Here is a 22,455-nt window from a genome sequence, read left to right on the forward strand (position 1 = left end):
AGTAAAAAGGAAAGAAGATACCTTCTTTCCTTTTGTTTTTCTATTTACATTTCTATTACTCCACCACTTCATTTATTATATCTATTATTTGATGAATTCCCTCATCATTTGTTTTCTTATATCCATTCATGTTTTGAATATATTTCTCCTTATTTGTATACAACTTATTTACTGCATATATAAATGTATTCGTACTTACTCTGTCTTGGAGTATAACTTCCGCATATCCTTGCCGTGAAAAATATTCAGCATTTAAAACTTGATCTCCCCTGCTGGAACTGTTAGTTAACGGGATAAGCAACATCGGTTTCTTCAAAAATAACAATTCAGAAATAGCAGTAGAACCCGCTCTGGAAACTACAACACTTGCCATATTTAGTATATGCGGCAACTCGTCGCCTATATATTCAAATTGCATATACCCCTCCATGCCAATAGATGGGTCTACCTTCCCTTTACCACATATATGAATAATATTAAAGTTTAATAGTATTGTATCTAAACATTCCCTTACCATATCATTTATCCACTTAGCACCTTGACTCCCACCCATAATTAATAATACTGGTTTATCTTGCTGAAATTCACAATATCTTCTTCCTCGTAATACGTTACCCTTCTCAATTTCTTCCCTTACAATTGGTCCTACATAAACCTTCTTCTCATTACTTACATTTTCTCCTGTCTGAGGAAATGTTGTGCATAGCTTTGTAGCAAAAGGTAATGCTATTTTATTGGCAAGTCCTAATGTGCTATCTGGTTCACGTATAATTATAGGCACACGATTTAACCATGCTCCTATAGCTACAGGAACTGAAACAAATCCTCCTGCTGAAAAGATAACGTCAGGCTTTGTTTTCTTAATTAATTTATAACTTTGTAAACAACCTCGTATAATTTTAAAAGGATCTTTAAAATTTTCCCAATCCCAATATCTCCTAAGCTTGCCCGTTGAAACACTATTGTATTTAACATTTTGCACTAATGATTTTTCAATTCCATTTTTGGATCCAATATACTCGACTCTCCAGCCTTTCTCTATAAATTTAGGAATTAATACAATATTAATCATAACGTGTCCGGCTGTACCGCCCCCAGTAAAAAGAATCGTTTTGCTCATAACTTATACCCACCTTTATTATTAAAAATCTAGCTTTATATTTACCTTTTAAATGTAAATAAAATTATTATTTTTTATATAAATCTTTAACTCCACCTCTATATCTTGTAAAAGATCTTTAATGAGTTCATAAAAATCATTTCCATACTCACTACACTCGTATTGAGCAAAGATTTGAATCACATATCTAGTTTTCGTCTCTAATGCTGACTTTATTTGTTTAACCCTTTTTTCTTCTACATACGCTTGATATTTATGTATTGCCTCATAAAGACGCAATACATGCGCTTCTTCATCTCTCCAATCCAACGCATCAACAATTGAAAGAAATAGCGTATTTTGATTATCTATTATTTCATAATCATTCATATATTTCTTACACCCTTTTTTGTTTTTCATTGCATGCAGATGTCACTACACTTCGCATACTCAAGTACATCTTTTAATGATTGATGAAATTCAATTTCTGGGATCCAACCTAACCTTTTTATTTCCTCTATTGCTAAACTCTCATTTGAGTCGCTCCCACTTTTCTCTGTTTCCTCTATAAAAAAATTTAGCTGTGTTAATTCTTTATATTGTTCTAGTACATTTAACAAAGATCGTTTTACTCCTGATCCGATATTATATTGTTTTCCATTTATTCCATCTCGTAATAACACATGATACGCTTTGACCGCATCACGTACATCTAGAAAATCTCTACTATCTTTCAAACTGTTTACTTCAATAATGGCTTTACTTCTACCTGATTCTATATCTATCATTTTCTTTGCGAGAATCGAACAAATGCCATTCGATTCCCCTGGACCAATTAAGTTTGAGGGCTTTGCAATGATAATATTTGAATCCATTAATCCTCCCCAAGCCTCTGCAATAATAACTTGCATCGTTTTACTTAAACTATATGGATTTGAAATTTTTATTTCGTTCATACTATCTGCTTGCAAAGCAGATCCTATAACTAATGTTCTACAATGCGAGGCTTCTTGCTTAATTGCTTCTAATAAATATAATGTTCCTATTACATTAACCTCTATATATTCAAGGGCAGCTGTCCAAGATTCTATAACCGAATTCCTTCCTGCTAAATGCAATACGTAGTCTGGCTTTATTTGTTTCATTACCTTCATTACTTCGCTCTTATTAGTTAAATTACAAGTAATACCATTTCTAATTTTTTCTCCATATGCACGATTTTGAAACATAGGAATTACATGAAAGCCCTGCTGTAAAAAATAGTGGCAAGCATGGCGTCCTGTGAAACCATTTGCACCAGTTATTAAAAGGCTCGCATTTTTTTTCATCGCAAAAACCCTCCTTTTAATAGCATTTGTTTCACCTCATGTTTTGCAAGTAAATCTTGTTGAGAACTAAAACTCTTCACATCCACTAGAGGATAGCTTGAATAATATTGTTGAAGTCCTTGTATAGGAATAGTCGGTAGTACCACAAAATAATTTTGATCAAAACTTATACTTGTTTTACTCTCTACCTCAGATAGAAGCATTTCACTTAATTTTTCACCCGGTCTTATCCCTACCTCTTTTACCTTAACATTTTCTTTTCCGGAATCTTCAATTAATACTTCTGCTAAATCTGTTATTTTACATGCCGGCATTTTCATAACAAAGATTTCCCCGCCTCTACCTTGAGATACGGCTTTAAATAACAACCCAACAGCATCTTCAACTGTTAAGAAAAATCTAGTCATATTCGCATCGGTAATCCCTACTTGTGAAGATTTTTTAATTTGTTGTTTAAAAAGTGGTACTACACTTCCACTCGTTCCTAAAACATTTCCACCACGAACACAAATGAATTTTGTTTTCTTCGTTTGTATATTCGCATGAACCATTAATTTTTCACCAATTGCTTTTGTCATCCCATACGTATTTGATGGATCAGCTGCTTTATCAGTTGAAACATATATAACTTTTTCAACTTGCATCTGTATAGAGGCTTCAATTACATTTTGCGTACCATGTATATTGGTTTTTATAGCTTCATAAGGATAATACTCACATACTGGAACATGTTTTAAAGCTGCAAGATGGAACACATAATGTACACCTTGGCAAGCATAGACTAGTTGATCTTTATCACGAATATCTCCAATAATAAATTTTAACCTATCATCATTTATAAACTGTTGCTGCATTTCAAACTGAACCGTTTCATTTCTTGAAAAAATTCTAATTTCTTTCGGTGATTTTTCTAATAGTTGTTTTATAAGTTCATGCCCCCACGAACCTGTACCACCAGTAATTAAAATTATTTTATTTAACATTCTTCTTCCTCCTACGAAACATCTCAATTTAAATAATATTTATTGAATTATTTTCAATTGATTCAAATCATAATCGTCGTTTGTTACATTTAATTGACAAAATAAAAAAACAGAAACTATTAAACGTAGTTTCTGTTTTTCATTTCATCTCACAACAGTAAGATTTTTTATACTGTTTGCATGATAAATAAATTCCTTGTAAAAAAACACCGCTCATTTATTTCTTATACTCGTAATAAAATAAATAGAATGATTCATAGCCAATAATCATGTTTAAATTTATGAAAAAGGGAGGTAACGGAATGGACCGAAGCAATTCAAATCATACATATAACGGACCTTCCAAAGCACTGCCTCTCTCCCTATTCGACGTAAAAAATGAATTGAAACAAAAAAGCAAACTTATTCCTTCTGACACCATGTATAAATTAACGAAAGAAGAACAACTCATCATCAACAAAATAAAAATACAAACAGAACAACTAAATAAAAATAATGTTACAAGAACACGCGCATACTACCAATTTTACATTCAATATCCAGAAATACATTGGGCACTGCTTGGGCATATGGTATCACGTAACGGCGGTTGGAATATGACTGATTTAAAGGGCGATTTATATACGAGAATTTTATCAGAGAAAGATCAATTCATATTTTTTTCTTTTTTAGAAAGAGGGAATTGGCTTATTTTCCAAGATGTATACCCTCAATTTTTACTTTACGAACAAAGTGTAAAGAGATCACAAAAGTTATTTCACCTTCTCCCTCACCTAAATGTTTCTACATTTATGGAAACGATGTGGAACCATTTTTGGAAAACAGGTAACAAAAAAACTTTAGCAATTGCAACTATTATTAATGAACAAAACTACTTAGAAAAAAGAGTAATTCAAAATGTACAATTTAAAAAGACTGTACTAAATAGTATTGGATTTAAACTCTTTGATTTCTTTCAGTTTAATCATATCCTTTTCCCATTCTACGAAAATGATAAGAAACAAAAAGTATTACTATTTGGTGATACAATGAAACATTTCACTTCCTTACATGAACGGATATTAATTGGAAAAAGATTGTACTCATTATTATTTCGAGATACACATGTTTTATCTCAAATAATAAGCTGGGCTCAACACCATCCACATACAGGATCTAGGAAAGATTACTGGCCCCATTTATTTTCAAGTGTAAATGAATCTTTTTCCCGTGAGTTTTATAAGCGCCGAATTAAGAAATGCCAGTTACGAAATGGCGCTTATCGTATATACAGCCCTGCACTCATCTATGCATGGCGAGATATGAAGCATGAAGAAGTTGACAGTGAAGATTGGTTTACCGATTGGCAAGTTGTAAATTACTTAGTTGATAAGGAGGAAAATATAAATGGACAAATTACAGAAGACTACTGCAAAACACTCGAAAAAATTGAAATCGCCATTCTCGCAAAGAAAAATGTCCTCCTCCGAGAAGAAGAATGAGTTTCTAGCATTAGTAGTTACAATCTTTCTCTCTTCTATTATTGCAACTTGCTTAGATGCCTTTTTTGTTCATAAACAAATATATTCCTTTCCGGCTAGGCCCTTCTCATCCACATTTTCGGTTAATATAGCTTTTACATTGTTCGTACTGCCGATTTTAACAGTTATCTTTATACACATTTCAAAAAAATTATCTAAAGTTTCTAGAATTTCATTTATTATTTCAATCGGTATTTGTGCTAGCCTTTTTGAACAGATTGCTGAAAGTTTAGGTTTATTTGTACATAGTGCGAATTGGAACCATACATATTCTTTATTTGGTTATATAATTTTTCATTCTTTTATTTGGAACGTATATAATTGGATAAAAAAATAAAGAGACCATTATAGGTCTCTTCTTAAGCATACTCTTCCGTTATTACTAATGGTGTCAATGTTTGAAGGCTTTTAGAGCGTAAACGATAGGCAACGACTTTCTTCTTATATTGCTTAATGACATCAACATGTTCCTCATAGCTATATAGCGAAAATCTAATCTCTTTACTCCCTTTCTTCGTATCAATGACTATTGGTGTCCCTTCTCCGTGCGGCGGGAAATAATGTTTATCTAAAAACAACGCCTCATTAAATTCATGAATAACTTGTAGTTTCATTTCTCCCTCTATATTTTTTCCATCTATCGATATAGAAGTATTTTCCGCCTCAAGCTTTTGATGCAATTCAAATCTACTAATAATTGATTCTACAACAGAAGTGGGCATGCTAGAAACTAATACTTTAATAGCTCCAAAAACAAATAATGTAACTATAAACCATGTTGTCATTGTTATCATCTCCATTACATTTAAAAAATAAATTTCGTTCCATACGGTATTAGTATACTAATAAGTATTCCAGTTACAATCATCGTTACCGAACCGATAGTCGCTTCTTTCTCGCCTTCTTTCACTAAACGACTCACACCGATAATATGTGATGCACAGCCCATTCCAACTCCTTTTCCAATCGTACTTGTTATACGGAAAAACTTAAGTACTGTTGGTCCGATCATAGCACCTGTTATTCCTGCAACAACTACAAAACTAGAAGTCATAGATGGAATACCACCAATTTGATCCGCTATTGAAAGGGCAATTGGCATTGTCGCTACCTGTGGTAAAGTAGTTAATATAAGTTCCTTATCTATATTTAAAATTCCGCCAATCACTACATTCATGCTCGTTACAGCCACTATACCTATCACTACTCCGATTAGTATCGATGAAAAATTTTTCATCAGTATCTTTCGCTCTTTAAATAGAGGTATGGCCAATGCTACAATTGCAGGGCTCAATAAGCTTGAAAGAATGTTTCCCCCATTTTCCCTATACTCATGATGAGAAATACCAAAAATCAAAAATAAACAAATCATAATTGCCGTAACTGTTAACACTGGTAACGTAAATGCAAACGTAAATTTTTTATATAGCTTTGTCGCCAAGAAATAAATTGCTACAGTAATAATAATTAAGACCATTTGAATCGTGCACCTTGTCGATTTTATTTTTTTGATGTGACTAATAATTGACTTATATACCCTGAAACAATCAAAGTTACTACAGTACTTGCAACTACTAAAAGGAATATAATACTTCCCTTACTGAAAAGAAAAGACCCGTATTCCATGAGCCCTGTTGTCGAAGGGATTAAAAATAACGGTAAAAATACGATTAACTTTTCCGAACCTAACTCAAACCATTTTAACGGTAAAACGCGAGTGGAAAGGAGCAGGAACAGTATTAACATCCCTATTAAATTCCCCGGTATTGATAGATGGAATATTTCCTGAATCCACGTACCCACTAGGCTAAATACATATAGCACGCCTACTTGAAGTAAAAGCGTCACGTACTTCATTTCTTTCCCTCATTTCACTATCACACATCCATATTATGAAATCTCATTTAGCGTGTCGGCAAACCGTTTAATTCCAAGTTGAATTTGTTCTATATTCGCTCTACCAAACGTAAATCGTATATATTCATTTTTCGAACCTAAAACACTGCCCGGAACAAATGCGACACCATTCCGTATAGATTCACCTAATAAGTGATATTCATCAAACTTTCCTGTTACTTTACACCATACATGTATTCCACCCTCTGGCACGAAACATTCAACTCGTTCTCCCAATGTTCCTTCAAGCTCTGCAATTAATTCATCTCTTCTTTGCTTCAATTGTCCACGAAGTATCGTAATATGTGTATGGAAATCCTTTGATTCTAAAAATTGATTTGCTACCCACTGCGTAAATACACTATGGCCAAAATCAACTTGTTGCTTTGCATCTGCTAAACGCTCAATTACGCGTGTAGGACCAATTACCCATCCAATACGTAATCCTGATGCAACAATTTTTGATAGTGAACTTATATAAAGAACATTTCCATTTTGGTCCATTGATTTTAATGTTGGGTTCACTTCTCCATTAAAAGAAATTAAACTATACGGATCATCTTCTACAATTGGTATACCGAACTCAGAAGACAGTTCTAAAATTTTTTTACGTCTCGCTAATGAAAGCACAGTACCCGTCGGATTCTGATAATCTGGATTCAAAAACACCATACGAATGCGATGCTTTTTGTGCAAATCGATTAAGTCATCTGGATTCATTCCATGCTCATCAACAGGTAAATGAAATATGTTTAAACCGGCCGATTTAAACATTGGAAGCGAAAAACAATACGAAGGATCTTCAATCGCGATCGCATCGCCAGGTTTTAATAAACATTGAACGATAAGATTAAGCGCCTGTTGTGCTCCTGACGTAATAAGAATAGAGCTTGAATCTGCTTCAATTTGTTTATATTGCTGAACATGTGCTGCAATTGTTTTTCTCAACATCTCATTTCCAAGTGGATGGTCATAACCGAGGTTTTCCATAAATGTTTTCTCCGACAAAATTGTTCGAAATCTATCACTTGGAATTAATTCTGGTGACAGTTCACCACTTGCTAAATTAATTAAATCATCTTTTTGTGTTTCCGTTCGAATTTGTTGAACGAGTGGTACGTTAGGTAAGAACGATCCATCCTCCACGTACCTACCCCAGTTCGGTATTCGTTTATGTGAGACACCCCATATGTCTGTATTGACCCGTGTTCCGCTTCCCTTTTGCCGTTCTACTACTCCAAGTGATTTTAATTCTTCATACGCAGCTACTATTGTACTCCGGTTCACCTGTAATTCCTTTGCTAACATACGCTCAGAAGGTAACTTACTATCAGAAGGAAATTCGCCTGAAGAAATGCCTCTTTCAATATAATCTGCAATTTGTTTATATACAGGTGTCTTATCTGCACGATTTGGTTTCCATTCCATATAGTTCCCTCCTTTCAAAACGAACTATCCTCATTTTTTACTAACAGTATTCACCGTAAAAATAGTATTAATTAGTCACATTTTCTTATCCGTAAATGGATATATCCAAAATGGTTCTCTTTCTGATTACTCAATAGCTTCTGAAATTCCAACTTCATACTCTCATTTCAGTTCTTTTACAAACTATTAAATCGTTACCGCATACCATGTTACCCCAACTAGTAGAACAAAAAGAAGAAGAATATAGATTGCAGATAAGTTTTTCACATTTCTTTTTGTAGACTTACCGTAATTCTCCTCCACGTTTCTTGCAACTAGTACAGTCCCAAATAGCGATACAATTACAATAATAACGACTAGTGAAATTGCAAAACTCATTGTCTTTTCACCTCTCTAAGACCCATCTATTTTAATTAAAGAACTTACATAAAAACCTTCCTCTTTAAAACGTTGATAACATACTACCTTTCTTCTCTTATCATAATAGATGTTTGCAAAAAGCGGACCAACCACTTTCGTGTTTTTTTGCTCATCCACTTAAAAAATAAAAAGCAACTGATCACTTAGGACCAGTTGCTTTTTTCACACAATAATTTTTCATTTAAAATTAATTCGATTTAAAAGTTTCGCCTTTTCATAATGAAACATCGACTGAGATAACTCAAAAATTGTTCCATTTACAAGATACACTGTATTTTCAATAAGAAGCGCCGGATCACCTTCATTTAATTCTAAAAGCTGTGCATTTTCTTTATTTACTTTTTCACAACTAATAACTTTATCAGCAAAACCAATATTTAATCGTAAATCTTCAATGAAATAACTGTATACAGAGCTTAATGCTATTTCTTCGTTCAAATATGGAATAATATCCTTTTTGAAATAACTTACTTCAATAGAGAATGGTTTAGCATCTACAATTCTTAAGCGCTTCAAAAAATACAACCTAGTTCCAGCTTCGCATTGCATCTGCTTTGCTATCTCTTCGTCCGCATCTATTACTTCAAGCTCTAACACTTTCGTTTCAATATTTTGTGAAACAAGATTTTTCGTTAATCCACGTAAACTTCCTAAATTAATGTAATCTGTTACAGAAGTTTCGCGTAAAAACATGCCACTACCTTGCACTTGAAAAATATAACCTCTATTCACAAGCTGACTAATTACTTTACGTATCGTATTACGGCTTACTTCAAATCGATTCATCAACGCTTCTTCTGTAGGTAGTTTTTTCGTTTCATTAAAAAGCCCATCTCGAATGTTTTGCTCTAACACATCTGCAATTTGTTTATACTTTGCACTCATACACTTTCTCCTAAAATACTCTTTTATCTGTTATAACTCTTCCCCTCTCGTTTCGATCACACGTTTATACCAATGAAACGAAAGTTTCTTCTTACGTTTTAAGTTATCATTATGATCGACAAAAATAAAGCCATATTGCTTTTTATATCCATTTAACCAACTTAAAAGATCAATCACTGACCATGCATAATAACCTTTTAAGTTAATTCCCTCTTCAATTGCACGCTTCATTACTTTTAAATGCGCTTCAATAAATTTAATTCTCGGAACATCTACAATTTCTCCGTCAATGATCGGATCTTCATCACCAAGTCCATTTTCCGTTACATACATCTTTATGTCACCGTAACGCGCTTTCAACATATGCAATCCCTCTAAGAAACCTTCGGGAGATATTTCCCATCCCCATTTTGTATATGTTTTATCATCCATTTTAACTGTTCGATAAAAACCATCAAAAGAAGAGTTACCTGGAGCAAACGTTGAGTTTTCTCGAGAATGTTCCTCACTCTTTATATCCATATCGTATCTTTCTACTCGTATTGGTTGATAATAATTCAAGCCAATAAAATCATTTTCTTCTGCATTTTGTTTAATGATTTCTAATTCTTCAACCGTCCAATTAGGAGTCCATCCTTTTTCCTTTAATTGTTGTACAACATAAGACGGATACTCGCCTTTTAAAATTGGATCATAATACCAATACGTTTCATATTCATTCGCATGATTTGCTGCTTGTATATTTTCTTTTTGATCATCCACACTATAAGCTGGTAAGAAAACATGTGTAATCCCAATTTCACCATATTGTTTCAGCTGCTTGTACACCGCAACTGTTTTCGCGTGTGCATAAAATACATAATGAGTAGCTTGAAAATACTTTGGAACATCATTTTGTATTCCTGGTGGATGTGCACCTTTTAAATAACCTAATCCACAAAACATTACGGTCTCATTAAAAGTAATCCAATGCTTAACTCTGTCACCAAATACCTTAAAACAAGTTTCTGCATATTTTACGAAAGCCTCTGCTGTTCTTTTATTCGTCCATCCACCATCTTTTTCTAACGGTAATGGTAAATCCCAATGATATAAAGTGACAAACGGCACAATCCCGTATTTTAAACATTCATCAATTAAGTTGTTATAAAATTCAATCCCTTTTTCATTTACCTTTCCATCTCCAGTCGGCAATATTCTCGCCCAAGAAATAGAAAAACGATACGATTCTAATCCCATCTCAGCCATTAAGCGAACATCTTCCTTATATCGATGATAATGATCAACAGCTACATCACCATTTGTTCCATTGTATGTTTTGCCAGGAATTTTTGAAAACTCGTCCCAATTCGTAACACCTTTTCCATCTTCATTCCATGCACCTTCTACTTGATAAGAAGCTGAAGCAGCTCCGAATAAAAAATCATGTGGAAACTTCATAGTATATACCTCCATTTCATTACAACAAATCAAATTCAATCATACATATAAAATTTATAGGTACAAATTTTATATGTATGATTATATCTTATGTTTTTATTTTTTTCTATTATAAAAGTACAATTTATATTGTTGGTTATTGGAAAAGAAAAAGAAGCGATATATTTTATCGCTTCTTACTCTCATCATCTTTATTCTTTTATTAATGACTTATTCGCTCTTATAACTTCTTGATACAATAATGGTGACCACTTTTCATTTATGTAGTCTTGAATTACCCAGCCCACTCTCAAAGGATTCTTTTGTTTTATATAGTTTGCAATTTCAGGATTTATATAAGAGGCATAGTAATATGGACTATTCCATGCTGTACCACCAGAAGACAAGCTTGTAAAATTAATATATAGATGATTTAAATCCTCGCTATTGTTCATCGTTTCATCCATCGTATCTTTAATAGATTTTACTTTCTCATCATAGCTCACTTTATATTTATCTTGTACTGTTACATTTGCATTTTGGTTTACAGTTGTGGTAAACGTCTCATTATCTGGCCAATAAAAATTATTATATCCTCCAGGTTCATTACTACCACTATATCTTTTTAGTAGTACAATTTTCCCACGAGCATCTCCAAGCTTTATATTTCCTTCTGTTTTTAAAAAAATAGGATCAACAAAATATTTTTTTTCAAACGTGCTACTAAATGAATCTTCTGCCCCTTTCATATCCTCATACTCTTTTTTTAAAGACATAATAATTGTTTCACTCGGGTTATCTTTTAAAAATTGTTTCGCTTCATTTATGAATTCATGCAGTGTTACGTAAAGATATAATGGCCCATGATGAAGAACTATCGTATTATCATCTGTTAAACGTCCTCTTATATCAAAAATGCGAGCTCCATGGTCCATTTGATAGCGAAAATCATATTCTTGCGTCATTCCCCATACTTGCTTAATCGGATTTTGCAACTTGAACGTCCCACTATCGTGTGTTCCTGGAATTGAAATTCGTGCTAACGGGATATTATCAGGTATAGGTTGCATCCATTTTGACAAATTTTCAAGCTCATTAACAGAGCTAGCTGCAACTACTCTCTTATCATGTAAAGCAAATACAAATGTGATAAATATTGTACTACATATGAATAATTTCAAAATTAACTTCTTATTGCTCATTATTATCCCTCTCTCTTTCTGTTTTTATATCAAACTTATTGAATATAATATAAGCTAGCTCAGAAAAAATAAATAACATTTCATCAATATGAAATATTGCATAGAAGTAAAGTTAAAAAATCATTCACATATACTAAATTAGAAAAATTTAAAGGAACTTCATCTGAAGTTCCTTTTACTTATTTTATGTTCAATACGTATGAACCATTTTTATTCTCATATTTATAGACGTATAAATAATATTTACCTGGCTTTGCATTATAAGTTCCTTTAACTACATTGCCTTCATTTTCACCATATGCTACATAGTTATTTAAATCTGATTCATGATGAAGTACCCATGTCATTCCAATATTTTGTTCATTTAGTAGAGAAATATTAATATTTTCCGGCGAATCAATTTGGAAAGTAAATACATCTACTCTATCACTATTATGTAGCGTTCCTTTCACCGGTGTATGAAAGTTAACTTTATTTGCCTGTCTAGGCTCATTATTTGGTTCATTTTCTGTTACTTGTAATTCATTCCCACCGTTTGGTTTTCTTTGTTCATAGCCTAAGTTTGCTAGTATAGACTTCAAATCTGGTAAAACACCAATTTTATCTGCATATGGATCTTTAGATTTTGTTCCTGTGCTCTGGTTACTTAATATTGCTCTTAGTTCACTTGGTCTATATGGTTGTCCTAAATTTTCTTTAGCAATGCTTTGTACTAAAGTCGCTGCCCCAGCAATAATTGGTGAAGCACTAGATGTTCCGCTAAAGCTTGAAGTATAAAGATTTACAGCACTTCTACTTTGCTCGGCTGTAGTTGTATCTACATTTTCTCCCCATCCGTACACATCAATACGGCTTCCATAATTCGAAAACCACATACGTTCATGAGGGAAAGATGAAGAGCCAGCTCCTACCATAATTGCACCCGAATCTTTAAAATCTTTACTATTACGATTTAAGACTTGCTTACCTTTTCTATCTTTGAACTGGTCTAAATCATTCCACCCATTTGCTCCGGCCTCTATAATTACAATCCCTTTATCTGTACCAGCACGAATTGCATCAAAGATATCTGGTTGTACTTCAACAGGTAAATATTTATCACCATATCCATCGAAAGATGCTTGTGCCTCTAACAATAAAACATCCCCAGCTTCTAACTGATTTACAGCGCTTAATATTGCATCAGCCGTATTATACTGTCCATTATCTCTTATTTGAGAGATAACCTTTGCTTTCGCTTTTGGCGCAATCCCAATATTCCCAACTTCATTGTCCTCAGAGGATACAATTCCTAGTACAGACGTCCCATGACCGACATGCTGATCTATATTTCTTCCAGACATTAACTCAATTTTTTGATGTAATAAATCCTCATGATTTAATAACCATCCGTATTCCATATCAACAAAAGTGATACCATTTCCATTACCGCCTTGAATTCCCCAGGCGAAAGGCGCATTAATACCGTATGGGGCCGCTTCAAGATAACCTTGTTTTTTAAATCTAGGATTGTTACTAGGATTAAGAGCTACACTTGATGATTGCACTTCAGGTGGCATTATTTTCTCTTGTTTCTTCATATACGCATCTTCTATTAAAGAAGATGCCTTTAACTTATCTACTATTTCTTCTTCATACCCACTATTTTGATTTTGAAGAATATAGTAGTTTAATAAACTTGTAGATACATGATTAGGTGCTTTCACTTCAAGGTTTTGTATTTGTTCCGGGCTTACAGATGTGAATAAACGAGTAAATGTTACATCTGGATATTCTGTCAAAAGATCTTTTATTACTTTATCATTCGTTTGAGATTGTATTTGTTTTTCAATACCATCTTCATATGGCAAATCCAAATCCGCTTTAAATTTTACAATGATTTGCTTATCTGTTTCTTGTTCTATCCCTGATTTAATCTGCTGTTCTATAGAATCAGCATGTACACTATTGATAGTACCCCCTGTTCCTAAAAGTGTTGTAATGATTACAGTTGACGCACACATTTTTTGAAATATTTCCATTGCATTAATCCTCCTATTAATAATTAATCATTATATTAACCTATAATGATTTCATTTCTATAACGTATTCCCTTTCTACTAAATAGATTATAGTAATCAGAAATATGAACTTCAATGTATTTTCATATGCAATATTTCATATTCGGACTCTACACTACACGAATATGAAACTTATAGTGATTATTTATTTTATATGTGCTAATATACTTACATTAATATATTACGCATATATACATTTCAAACTACATTACTTAATAGTTTCACCTTAATTTTTTCTTAGGAGGATTTACAATGAAATTACTAAAACTAAAACATATAATCCCTTTATCTGCAGCTGCAATTACATTCGTATGTAGTCAAAGTACAGCTGAAGCTTCTACCATTCATACAGTAAAAAAGAACGATACACTTTGGGGCATTAGTAAACAATACGGAGTTTCAATACAATCCATTAAACAGGCTAATAATAAAGGAAACGATCAAACCTTTATTGGCGAACAGTTACATATTCCAGGGTCCGTGAAATCAAATGAAATCACTGTTCCTCAAAACGCCAAGCCTGCGAACATTTCTGGACAAATTATTTATCAAGTACAACCGGGAGATTCATTAGAAACGATAGCAAGGCGTTACAATGTCACTGTCCAATCTATAAAACAAATTAACAATACAGTCGGAAACAAGCTTTATACAGGACAACATTTAAAAATCAACTCAAGTATTTCACAAAAAGAAAAAGACTTAATGGCACGCTTAGTTACCGCTGAAGCAGGTGGCGAATCCTATAAAGGAAAAGTAGCAGTAGCGAAAGTTATACTAAATCGTGTAAATGCAAAAGGTTTTCCAAATACAATAACAGGCGTTATTTATGAACCTATTAAATACGGATATGCATTTACTCCTGTTACAGATGGAAGAATTAATCAGCCTGCAAGCGCAGAAGCAAAAATGGCTGTAGAAGAGGCTATCTCCACAAATGGAGTACATTCTGACTGGCTTTATTTCTACAATCCAAAAACATCAACAGACAAGTGGATTACGACACGTCAGACAGTAGCAGTAATTGGTAATCATGTGTTTGCTAAATAAGATTTAAAATCATTAACAGACCTCTTCACTTAAAAGGTCTGTTTTTTTTCTATGTAAGATGTTATTAATCATATGACATAGTTATTTTTTAAACTATTTCTTCTTTCAAATAAAAATTTTTGTATTTACTCTGCCACTCGTAGAAATTAATAAAGCATCAAGTTCAAAAACTCCCACTTTATTAATAAAAGCTATTTCTTAACTTTATAAAATTGTTATACACTAGAAAAATAAAAAACAAACTATTCGTTAGCAGGTGGAAGAATATGTATGATGTTACAATTATCGGCGCTGGAGTAAGTAGCATTTTTATGGCTTATTCACTAGCTAAAAGTAACAAAAAAGTTTTAATTCTTGATAAAGGTAAAGCGCTAGAAGATCGCCATTGTCCTTTAGACGAAGGAAAAGTGTGTAATTGTACTACATGTGATAAATATTTCGGGTTTGGTGGTTTAGGAAAATCTGAAGGGAAATTTAATTATACAAACGGATTTGGCGGAGAACTTGAGAAAAAAGTCGGTAAAGAGGGTTTTATACAACTCATGGCTGAAGTAGATGAAATTCTATGTCAGTTTGGTGGAAGTTCGGTTTCAAAATATTCTACTGAAAATTCAAGTCTCACTAAGAGAGCTGAAGCGTGTGGTTTACAAATGCTAACAACAGAAGTAAGACATCTTGGTACTACACTTTCCAGTAACATTTTTCAGCAGCTCTATGAATTTTTACTGACGAAAATAAAGATCCAATTTCATATAGATGTACAACATATTCTGAAACAGGAAGATCATTTTACAATAGAGACAAATCAAGGAACAGTTCAAACTAAGCAACTTGTATTTGCAACTGGGCGCTCTGGGGCCGATTGGTTAAAAGAAATATGCAGTTCCCTAAATATTTCTCAGGAGCAAACACGTGTAGATTTAGGAATTAGAGTAGAAATGAAAGAACATCAATTACGTTCTATATTAAAAGATACTTTTGAAACAAAACTTTCTTATCAAGGTGAGCATTTCACAGCAACTACTTACTGTATGAATCCACAAGGCCGCATCATTCGAAAGTACGAAGAAGGTTTAGTTATGCCTGACGGTCAAAATTTTCGGGAACAAGGAACTGGCACTTCTAACTTAAATTTCACTTTATTTATTCCTCGCTATTTTCCAACTCTCAAAGAAGCAAATGCATACGCAAGTTCAATTATTGAAGGTATTAACCAAGGACGAGATCGGATTGTTATACAGCGCTTAGAGGACTTACTAAAGAAACAACCTACGGTGGAAAACAGCATGGAGCATAATCGTATACAGCCTACACTACAGGGGGATTATGGAGATTTGAATCAAGAAATTCCTCAATCATATATTGAAGGGCTAAAAGAATTTTTATTACGCTTAGAACAATTTATACAGGAGCCTATCGATCAACATACTTTACTATATGGAATTGATGGAAAGTTCTATGCTCCTACGATAAAAATTAATAATCATTTTGAAACTAGTATACATGGGCTATTTTTAATTGGAGATTGTTCAGGCGTTACGCATTCATTATCTCAAGCAGCTGCAAGTGGTCTGTATGTTGGAAAGTACTTATCTGACATTTAATTTCTATCATTAAAATATCAGTCAAATATTTTCAATTTCAAAACACTTTACTTATATATAGTAAAAGTATATTAATAAGACCCCTATCCTTCCCTGCTAATGATTAACCGACAAAAAATCGGGATTTTACAAAATACATATGTAATATAACTGTATATTTAAAACGATTGGCATTCAATTCTAATAAATTGAATGTCAACAGTTTTAAAAGTCTCTATCCATTTTCACTTTTATTTGTTCGATATTTTGTAACATCATCATAGTGTTTAATATGGTAGGATGTCTATAAGTCAATTTCACTACAACTATGACTTTTTCTGCCTGTTTCTCAAAAAAGAGTTATATTTATGCTACTACGCTTTAAAAATCCCCATTGTATATATATGAATACTTCAAATTATTCCCTTTAGAAAACAAAGTCTAAATGGTTCATTACAGTCTAATAGTTATAAAAACATAATATGTAACTTTAGTTAAATAAATTATATAAAGAAGGTGTAAAAATGAAGAACAAAATAAATTTACAAATGCAAAATATAAGTTTTGTTATAATAATGGCTTTAGCAGTATGGTTAAAAACATATCTTATTACGCGATTCAGTTTTGATTTAAAAATCGAGTCTTCAACGCAAGAGCTCATTTTGTTTATTAGCCCTCTAGCCGCATCATTAGCATTTGTTGGATTAGCATTATTTGCAACTGGTGAAAAGCGAAATTATATAGCGCTCTGTATTAATTTCTTATTAACAATCGTGCTTGTTGGAAATGTAATGTTCTATGATTTTTATAGTGATTTCGTTACATTACCAGTACTTGGACAAACCTCAAACTTTGGCCAATTAGGCGGCAGTATTATAGAAATATTAAACTACAAAATTATACTCGCATTCGTAGACATTGTTTTCTTCTTTATTTTATTAAAAAAGAAATCATTGGTCTTTAAAACAGAACGTGTAACTCATTCTACGCGCTTGTTATATTTTCTTTTAACGATTGGTGTATTCTTTGCGAATCTACATCTTGCAGAAAAAGAGCGCCCTGAATTATTAACAAGATCATTCGACCGAGTCATGCTTGTCAAAAATTTAGGCTTATATACTCACCAAGTATATGACTTAACACTGCAAGTAAAAGCTGGGTCACAAAAAGCACTTGCTGATAGTAGTAAATTACAAGAAACTGAAAACTACGTAAAAGCAAATCAAAGCGAGCCAAACCCTAATATGTTTGGTGCAGCGAAAGGAAAAAACGTAATTGTCGTCACTCTTGAATCCTTGCAGACCTTCTTAATAGGCGCATCAGTGAACGGGCAAGAAGTTACACCATTCCTAAATGAATTCATAAATGAAAGTTATTACTTTGATAACTTTTTCCATCAAACTGGTCAAGGGAAAACATCCGATTCAGAATTTCTAATCGATACGTCGTTGTATCCATTAAATCGAGGAGCTGTATTCTTCACACACGGTAACAATGATTATACTGCAACTCCAGAAATTTTACGTCAGCAAGGTTATTTCACTTCTGTATTCCATGCGAATAACGCAACATTTTGGAATCGTAATATCATGTACTCTGCTCTTGGTTATGATCGTTACTATAATGAGCTTGATTACAAAATTACACCAGAAACAAATTTAAATTGGGGATTAAAAGATATCGGATACTTTGATCAATCAGTAGATATATTAAAAACTGTTAATCAACCATTCTATGCTCGTTTCCTTACTTTAACAAACCATTATCCATTTACGTATGATGAAGATACAAAATTCATTGAACCATACAACTCTGGTAATGGCGTATTTGATCGTTACATCGTAACAGCACGTTACTTAGACGAATCCATTAAAAAATTTATTGAACGTCTAAAGGCCGAGGGGCTTTACGATAATTCTATTATTGTGTTATACGGTGATCATTATGGAATTTCCGAAAAACATAATCGTGCAATGGCACAGTTTTTAGAAAAAGATCAAATAACAGAATTTGATACTTTAAATTTACAACGTACACCTTTATATATTCATATTCCTGGACAAACAGAAGGTCAAACTATTTCAAAGCCTACGGGACAAATCGATATGAAACCTACGATTCTAAATTTATTAGGTGTTGATTCTACGAATGATATCCGTTTTGGCCATGATATGTTTTCAGATGAATATACTGGCTTTGTTGTTTTACGTGATGGTAGCTTCGTTACAGATAAGTATGCATACAAAAACAACACTTTCTACGACCGTATAACAGGTGAAATTGTAGATTTACCAAAAAAAGAAGCTCAAGCCCTCATTAAACGTGCACAAAATGAATTACGAATGTCTGACAAAATTATTGAAGGCGATTTATTACGTTTCTCAGAAAGCAATAAAATTAAAACTGGCGAAGTACAAACTAAAATTAAAGAAACAGAAAAATAATCTATATGAAAAAGGAGCAACTTATTACAGTTGCTCCCTTTTACTTTTATTCTACACTTGTTTCTAAAGCTACATCTGTATAGGTATTATCATCACCTATATTTAAAATTACTTCACATTGACGCAATCTCAATTCAAAGAGCATGATAGAATCATGATAAACTTCAGGATTTGATTTCATTTTATGTAACATCTCTTGTTTTTCTTGTATTTCTAATTGCGTATTTTCTACAGCTTGCTTTAAGGAGTTAAATGGATTCCTAAAGAATATATGAATATCCCTCTCTTGTGTGTTTTCAAACAGCTCAAATTGCAAGAAAAATTTCTTCATAATAGAAGCCGTTACTTCAGTATAATCTTCATTTTCTACATACTGTTTATATTTGTTATATAGCATAGATTTATTTTTAGGAAGAACTCCAAATAATTTACCGGCACTTTTTAGTAAAAATTGTGCTGGCGTAAATCGACGTAAAATATTTACTTCATCCATTTGTATTCTAGTCGTCATCCTGTCAGTATCTCTGCGCCAGTCATCAAGCACTTTAAAGTCACATTCTAACTGTATTTTATTTTCTCCAAATAGTGAATTAAGCCCTTCACTAAGTTCTTCTAAATACGTTTGACTTTGAAGAAGCTCATTATTAGAAGTTGCAATCCAATTTTGCATAGAAAGAGCAAGATTAGGTAATACAGTTTGTTCTAAATATTTATGCACTCTTTCATTCATTGCTTTATTTAGTTCCGTATCCATGTGCCCGAAATCACTTTCTTCACTAATTAAATTAGAACAGCTCTTTAATATCTTCGGAATATTTTCGGTAAGATCATTTGTAATTTCAGTCTTCATTGAACGATATGATTGTGTAATGAAATGAATTTTTTCCCTTTCAAATGCAGTAAGGTTATTAATGCTACCGTTTAGTTTCACTAGCATATCTTCATTCCAATTAATAGCATCCACCAGGTTATTTTCTTTCTCAACACGTTTCTCCAAAAGATATGTAATTGTTTTTCGAATGAAAAATAATAACTTTTCAGTACGTTCTGCATCGATATTTTTATGATTAAAGTTAAAATGAATAAACTCGATTAAACTATTTAATTGTTGACTACTTGTATATAACGAGGAATAAGGGAAAATTCTCGCATACGGAAAATATGTATTTATTCTCGTTGCCGTATCATGTAATACCCTTTTCACTTCTGCTTCACTGTAAATGTTATCGATTTTATTTAATAAGAAATGAATTTGTAAATTTGGCGTATGTTCTTGAATACTTAATAGAATGTCACGTTCTTTATCAGTAAAAGGTGAATCCGCATTCAATACGAACAGTAATTCGTCTACAGAATTTAAATATTCGAATATCTCATCTCTAGTGTCGTTATTTCTATTAAAGCCAGGTGTCACTACAAATGTAAGTTTATTTTCATTTAAAAATCTGCATGGTAATTTAAATTCAACACACGCTCTATCTCTATATGTTTGATGGTGCTGAGACATCATATTATGGTAATCAGTAATATCTTCCGTTGTTGTAATTGCTGAGTCTGTTATAGCGTTTATTTCTATATGAGCATCATTTTTTAAAACTACTACATTTGAAATTGATTTTTCTAATATATTTTCTCCTAATATAGAGTTAATAAATGTAGTTTTTCCGTTCCCTGAAGTTCCCGTTACTAAAATACGATTTGTTCTTAAATCTGCGAGCTCGTCAACTAACCATTTAAATCGGTGACCTATTTCTATATTCTGCTTTTGTGCCCACTGTGTAATAGATTCAAAAAGGTGTAAGCTGTACTCTAAGCCATTTACATGATTAATAGAATGTGACAGTAAGTTTTCCGCATGTTCTATATTTGCTGAATCTATTTTGGAAGGGAAAATCTCATCCCATGCCAATACAGCTGCAGATGGAAATACAGCATAAGATGGATTGACTACCTTTAACCAGTTTGCTAACAGATTTGGTATGATATCGTCTAATTGTCTAAGCGTATATTGACCTTGAATTAATGTAAAGTACGTTTCTTCGTAAAGAGCAGAAACTTTGTTCCATATATCGGACGAATGTATTTCAATATGTAAGAAAAATTCATTTATTGTATTAAGCCATAATAAATAATTTGGTTCATCTTTATAACTGTTCCAAAGTGATGAAACCATTTGTGTAAATTGTACTTGATCTACATTATTTAATGTAGCTAATGCATCATAAAAATAGTCTGGTGAAATATGTTTAGTAAACCCTTTATCGATATATCCTTTTAACACCTCAAACCACGGATACGACTCTATTCGAATTAACTCATTCACAGCAAGCTCTACTGCACTATCAAAATCTTGCTGTTCCTCATAAAAGGAACGGGCAATTTTTGTGACGTTCGGATAATCAGGATTTAAAGAAACTGCTTCTTTAATAACACCGAAAGCTGAATCAAAATTATTTTGCTCAATGTAAAGAGAAAGTAGTTGTAATCTAATTTCGGTCATCAATATTTTATTATCAGTAGTAATGGAAGTATAAATATTTTCAGCATATGGTAATTGATTAAGTTCGAAATAAGCATCCGCAATATTTTTTTGTGCCCATGGTGCTAATTCATTACTAACCTTCTCCCATTTAAAAATAGCTGCTTCAAAATCTTGATGACGATAATAAAATTCACCTTGTGCAAAACGAATATAAGACCCATCAGAAATCTCATTTCGTTCTTCGTTTACATAAGCTTGTCCAAGTACGTCAAGAATTGACTTTGTTTCATTCTCCATTAGGAATGTTTCATAATACACCTTTTTTATTAATTGTTTTTCTAATCTCATCTTTTCCCCCACTATATCTTGAAAATACATTTTTAAGATATGTCAATGCTTTTTGTATGTATGCTTTTTATCTTAACAAAGAATATCTTTTGGAAAATTTCATTTTCCTTTCATTTTTCAAGTTAGATTGAATTTTTATGAGAAAAGTTTCAGTTTTTTTTCAATTCCCTTTCAGTTATGAAACAGCATTAAATGTTCCTAATAACCTAATAACACTATAATATTCCACATTATATTATCAGGAAAACCCCATATAAACCATATTATAAAAACAATCTATAATGAATTTATATGCGCAATTCACTGTG

19 protein-coding genes are annotated in these 22,455 nt (G+C 32.5%); 5 read left to right on the top strand and 14 right to left on the bottom strand.

Translation table 11 applies throughout. From position 1 onward, the window contains the following. Nucleotides 1–55 precede the first annotated feature (55 nt). From HFD78_RS22825 to HFD78_RS22840, 4 genes are read right to left on the bottom strand one after another with little or no spacing between them, the layout of a single operon-like run. Complete coding sequence (locus HFD78_RS22825) at nucleotides 56–1,120, bottom strand: undecaprenyldiphospho-muramoylpentapeptide beta-N-acetylglucosaminyltransferase (RefSeq protein WP_000047556.1); 1,065 nt, start codon at nucleotides 1,118–1,120, stop codon at nucleotides 56–58. A 48-nt stretch (nucleotides 1,121–1,168) separates the two neighbouring features. Beyond that, nucleotides 1,169–1,519 carry a DUF6572 domain-containing protein gene (locus HFD78_RS22830; RefSeq protein WP_002103505.1) on the bottom strand — a complete coding sequence of 117 codons (351 nt, stop codon included), beginning with the start codon at nucleotides 1,517–1,519 and terminating at the stop codon, nucleotides 1,169–1,171. Continuing rightward, a complete protein-coding gene (locus HFD78_RS22835) occupies nucleotides 1,516–2,427 on the bottom strand; it encodes an SDR family oxidoreductase (protein WP_000739084.1) in 912 nt (303 codons plus the stop codon). The genes HFD78_RS22830 and HFD78_RS22835 overlap by 4 nt, the downstream gene beginning before the upstream one ends. Next, a complete protein-coding gene (locus HFD78_RS22840) occupies nucleotides 2,424–3,410 on the bottom strand; it encodes a UDP-N-acetylglucosamine 4,6-dehydratase family protein (RefSeq protein WP_000932591.1) in 987 nt (328 codons plus the stop codon). Before HFD78_RS22840 ends, HFD78_RS22835 begins: the two co-directional genes overlap by 4 nt. Nucleotides 3,411–3,712: 302 nt before the next feature. Here HFD78_RS22840 and HFD78_RS22845 point away from each other — a divergent pair, with 302 nt between their 5' ends. Together HFD78_RS22845 and HFD78_RS22850 are read left to right on the top strand one after the other, a co-directional pair. Next, on the top strand, nucleotides 3,713–4,891 hold the full coding sequence (locus tag HFD78_RS22845) for a DUF2515 domain-containing protein (protein ID WP_000376162.1): 1,179 nt from the start codon (nucleotides 3,713–3,715) through the stop codon (nucleotides 4,889–4,891). Next, the gene (locus HFD78_RS22850) at nucleotides 4,866–5,267 is read left to right on the top strand and encodes a CBO0543 family protein (RefSeq protein WP_033667178.1); all 402 of its coding nucleotides are present in this window, start codon (nucleotides 4,866–4,868) and stop codon (nucleotides 5,265–5,267) included. The genes HFD78_RS22845 and HFD78_RS22850 overlap by 26 nt, the downstream gene beginning before the upstream one ends. A 22-nt stretch (nucleotides 5,268–5,289) precedes the next feature. On the opposite strand, the gene HFD78_RS22855 is transcribed toward HFD78_RS22850, so the two are convergent. The 9 genes from HFD78_RS22855 to HFD78_RS22895 all read right to left on the bottom strand — a co-directional run bounded on the left by HFD78_RS22855 (nucleotide 5,290) and on the right by HFD78_RS22895 (nucleotide 14,201). Next, nucleotides 5,290–5,715, bottom strand: coding sequence for a YfmQ family protein (locus HFD78_RS22855; protein ID WP_000214645.1), 426 nt, complete (start codon nucleotides 5,713–5,715; stop codon nucleotides 5,290–5,292). A gap of 20 nt (nucleotides 5,716–5,735) precedes the next feature. After that, nucleotides 5,736–6,407 carry an LrgB family protein gene (locus HFD78_RS22860; RefSeq protein ID WP_000242946.1) on the bottom strand — a complete coding sequence of 224 codons (672 nt, stop codon included), beginning with the start codon at nucleotides 6,405–6,407 and terminating at the stop codon, nucleotides 5,736–5,738. 23 nt (nucleotides 6,408–6,430) lie between these two features. Beyond that, a complete protein-coding gene (locus HFD78_RS22865) occupies nucleotides 6,431–6,787 on the bottom strand; it encodes a CidA/LrgA family holin-like protein (RefSeq protein WP_000878485.1) in 357 nt (118 codons plus the stop codon). 33 nt (nucleotides 6,788–6,820) lie between these two features. Continuing rightward, nucleotides 6,821–8,254: a MocR-like pyridoxine biosynthesis transcription factor PdxR gene (pdxR, locus tag HFD78_RS22870; RefSeq protein ID WP_000454966.1), complete on the bottom strand. Its 1,434-nt coding sequence runs from the start codon at nucleotides 8,252–8,254 to the stop codon at nucleotides 6,821–6,823. A gap of 186 nt (nucleotides 8,255–8,440) precedes the next feature. After that, nucleotides 8,441–8,632: a hypothetical protein gene (locus HFD78_RS22875; RefSeq protein WP_000006460.1), complete on the bottom strand. Its 192-nt coding sequence runs from the start codon at nucleotides 8,630–8,632 to the stop codon at nucleotides 8,441–8,443. A gap of 219 nt (nucleotides 8,633–8,851) precedes the next feature. After that, entirely contained in the window at nucleotides 8,852–9,559 is a 708-nt protein-coding gene (locus HFD78_RS22880; RefSeq protein WP_001274909.1) for a GntR family transcriptional regulator, read from the bottom strand. A 30-nt stretch (nucleotides 9,560–9,589) separates the two neighbouring features. Continuing rightward, nucleotides 9,590–10,999 (bottom strand): glycoside hydrolase family 1 protein, encoded by a 1,410-nt coding sequence (locus HFD78_RS22885; protein ID WP_000671633.1) that lies wholly within the window; start codon nucleotides 10,997–10,999, stop codon nucleotides 9,590–9,592. 191 nt (nucleotides 11,000–11,190) lie between these two features. Then, a complete protein-coding gene (plcA, locus tag HFD78_RS22890) occupies nucleotides 11,191–12,180 on the bottom strand; it encodes a phosphatidylinositol diacylglycerol-lyase (RefSeq protein WP_000066292.1) in 990 nt (329 codons plus the stop codon). A 179-nt stretch (nucleotides 12,181–12,359) separates the two neighbouring features. Then, complete coding sequence (locus HFD78_RS22895) at nucleotides 12,360–14,201, bottom strand: S8 family peptidase (RefSeq protein WP_000402321.1); 1,842 nt, start codon at nucleotides 14,199–14,201, stop codon at nucleotides 12,360–12,362. A 291-nt stretch (nucleotides 14,202–14,492) separates the two neighbouring features. On the opposite strand from HFD78_RS22895, the gene HFD78_RS22900 reads away from it, so the two are divergent. The 3 genes from HFD78_RS22900 (at nucleotide 14,493) to HFD78_RS22910 (ending at nucleotide 19,317) form a co-directional block, all read left to right on the top strand. Beyond that, entirely contained in the window at nucleotides 14,493–15,290 is a 798-nt protein-coding gene (locus HFD78_RS22900) for a cell wall hydrolase (protein ID WP_000771174.1), read from the top strand. A gap of 266 nt (nucleotides 15,291–15,556) precedes the next feature. Then, nucleotides 15,557–16,894, top strand: a complete 1,338-nt coding sequence (locus HFD78_RS22905; protein ID WP_000272401.1) for an NAD(P)/FAD-dependent oxidoreductase — start codon at nucleotides 15,557–15,559, stop codon at nucleotides 16,892–16,894. Nucleotides 16,895–17,397: 503 nt separating this feature from the next. Then, a complete protein-coding gene (locus HFD78_RS22910) occupies nucleotides 17,398–19,317 on the top strand; it encodes an LTA synthase family protein (RefSeq protein ID WP_000791033.1) in 1,920 nt (639 codons plus the stop codon). A 46-nt stretch (nucleotides 19,318–19,363) separates the two neighbouring features. Here the strand turns inward: HFD78_RS22910 and HFD78_RS22915 are convergent, their stop codons facing one another. After that, the gene (locus HFD78_RS22915) at nucleotides 19,364–22,147 is read right to left on the bottom strand and encodes a dynamin family protein (RefSeq protein ID WP_001235337.1); all 2,784 of its coding nucleotides are present in this window, start codon (nucleotides 22,145–22,147) and stop codon (nucleotides 19,364–19,366) included. Nucleotides 22,148–22,455: the final 308 nt, after the last annotated feature.

Source organism: Bacillus sp. EKM501B (genome assembly GCF_011800505.1).
In the GTDB taxonomy this organism is placed as follows: Bacteria; Bacillota; Bacilli; order Bacillales; family Bacillaceae_G; genus Bacillus_A; species Bacillus_A cereus.